The organism is Staphylococcus sp. HMSC14D10, assembly GCF_001808125.1.
GTDB classification, from domain to species: domain Bacteria; phylum Bacillota; class Bacilli; order Staphylococcales; family Staphylococcaceae; genus Staphylococcus; species Staphylococcus haemolyticus.
Genome location: NZ_KV792235.1, coordinates 1 through 2,486, shown reverse-complemented (window position 1 = coordinate 2,486; position 2,486 = coordinate 1). Strand labels below are relative to the sequence as shown.

Annotated in this window: 2 protein-coding genes; both read right to left on the bottom strand. The window is 32.2% G+C overall.

The annotated features are described in order from the left end of the window. Nucleotides 1–270: 270 nt before the first annotated feature. Nucleotides 271–750, bottom strand: coding sequence for a 23S rRNA (pseudouridine(1915)-N(3))-methyltransferase RlmH (gene rlmH / locus HMPREF3134_RS01590; protein WP_053036347.1), 480 nt, complete (start codon nucleotides 748–750; stop codon nucleotides 271–273). A 404-nt stretch (nucleotides 751–1,154) separates the two neighbouring features. Further along, on the bottom strand, nucleotides 1,155–1,955 hold the full coding sequence (locus tag HMPREF3134_RS01585; RefSeq protein ID WP_011274380.1) for an MBL fold metallo-hydrolase: 801 nt from the start codon (nucleotides 1,953–1,955) through the stop codon (nucleotides 1,155–1,157). Nucleotides 1,956–2,486: the final 531 nt, after the last annotated feature.

The window sequence follows — 2,486 nt, the reverse complement described above, 5'->3', positions numbered from 1 at the left end:
AGATCTACGGATTTTCGCCATGCCACGAAATTAGGCATATGTTAGCCAGTTAAGGGAACAACGACATGATAAAATAGTAATTAGCTATATTTTTCTAACTTTGCAACAGAACCGTTTATTATATATTCTAGATCATCAATAGTTGAAAGTGATTTATTAAACACTCTATAAACATCATATGATATTGCAAGGTATAATCCAATATTTCATATATGTAATCCCTCCACATCTCATTAACTTTTTAAATTATACACAACCTAATTTTTAGTTTTATTTATGATAAGCTTCGCCTCGCATGATCTTAAATGCTCTATATACTTGTTCTATTAAGACGACGCGCATCATTTGATGTGGAAATGTCATTTTGCTGAATGAAAGTGCGTAGTTGCTGCGTTTTAAGACGTCTTCATGCAATCCATTTGATCCGCCAATGACAAAGACGAAATCACTTTGTCCTTGTGTCATGCGTCGTTGCATTTCCTCAGCCAATCCTTCTGAGGACAACATTTTTCCTTGAATTTCTAAAGTGATGACTGTTGCTTGAGGTTTGATTTTAGCTAGTAGTCGATGTCCTTCTTTTTCTTTCACTTGTTCAATTTCTTTATCGCTCATGTTTTCAGGTGCTTTTTCATCGGGTACTTCAATAATTTCAATTTTGGAATAAGCACCTAGTCTTTTTTCATATTCTGATATAGCTTGTTTCCAATATTTTTCTTTTAATTTACCCACAGCTAAGATTGTTATCTTCATAAAATCCTCCATAGATATTAATAGTTATCCTACTTATCCACAAGTTATCAACTTGTTAACAGAATTCCCTCTAATTATAACAGTAATGTATACGAATTAAGCTATATTTTTAAAAAGTATCCCCATTTTATGTGACTACCCTTGTATATATGTGGATAAGTCTGTGAATAATGTGAGTATTTCTGTGTGTATTATACACAAAAGTGGATAACTTCATTCAATTTTGGGGATAACTTTAAGTAAGTCTTAAATATTTATTCACAGATTCAGGCTAAATATTGTTATTATAAGGTTCCTTTTGAATAATCATGTATAGTCCAAATTATTAGATAATTAACTCAATAAATTAAAAAACAACCTACTCACAAATACTAATTTTGTAAGTAGGTCGTTCGTCTAAATAATTACAATGTATATATCGGTGTAGCTTGTGCTTTATCTGTATCACATAATAGCACTTCTTTTTCAGTATCTATATCGTGTTCATTTAGCACCTGACTAACGCTCATACGTGCTAAATCTTTCATGTTGTTATCTTGTGATAAATGTGAAAGATAAATGCGCTTCGTATTACCTGTAATGACATCAGTCATCGCTAATCCTGCATCTTCATTAGACACATGTCCCATATCGCTTAAAATACGTTGCTTCGTCTTCCAAGGATAACGACACATGCGTAACATATCCACATCATGATTACTCTCAAACATAAAGGCATCACTGCCTTGAATCATACCTTTCATTCTATCTGACACATAGCCTGTATCTGTAATCATCGTAAATTTCTTATAGTTATTGTGGAAAATATAAAACTGTGGATCAATTGCATCATGAGATACATTAAATGATTCAATATCAAAACCTGCAATAGATTTTGTTTCATAAGGATTGAATATGAATTTTTGATCCATTGGAATTTTACTATCTTTCTTCTCAATTGCTTTCCAAGTGTTCTCATTCGCATAAATCGGCAAACCATATTTACGCGCAAGCACACCTAATCCTTTAATATGATCACTATGTTCATGAGTAACTAGAATGCCGTTTAAATCTTTTATATTTCTATCAATTTGGCTAAATAAATCTTCCATTTTCTTGCCAGTGAGTCCAACATCTACTAATAGACTGCCCTTATCACTTTCAACATAAGTGGCATTCCCCGTACTACCACTCGCCAATACACTCATTCGTATCAAGCGACTCATCCTTTCTACTTCCGACAACTTACTCTATATTTTAGAGTGCCTTCAGTCTAATTCCTTATATTTTGCACTCTATAATTAAAAAAATGAAGTTTCGAACAATTCACATCATTCGAAACAATCCAGTCCTATAAAATACCTTTATATTATACTATACCAATACAAAAATTAAAGTTCCAATTCCATGTTTATGTACAAAACTAACATAGATAAATAAAATAAGTGCATGAGACACTAATAGACTCACACACTTATTATACTTCCCACACTCTAAACCACTCCTTCTCTTAAATAAGAGAAGAGGAAGGAGAAGCTTATTTATTTATTAATTATTGAAACAGTGTATTAAATTTTATTGAAGAAGTCTGAAGATTATTACGTAGCGATGTTGCCCAATACTACAAATAACATGTTATTTGTAGATTTAAGAGCTTATACATTTAAGTAAGTAGCACTGATGAGTAATAACGAATGACGTTGCGCGACTCTTATGTTGATTATTGGCTCTACGTCAAATCGGACTGATGAGTCCAA

Bases quoted from the DNA above. Each gene is read 5' to 3' on its own strand.
- HMPREF3134_RS01585 (WP_011274380.1), bottom strand. From the start codon at position 1,955: ATGAGTCGCTTGATACGAATGAGTGTATTGGCGAGTGGTAGTACGGGG.
- rlmH (WP_053036347.1), bottom strand. From the start codon at position 750: ATGAAGATAACAATCTTAGCTGTGGGTAAATTAAAAGAAAAATATTGG.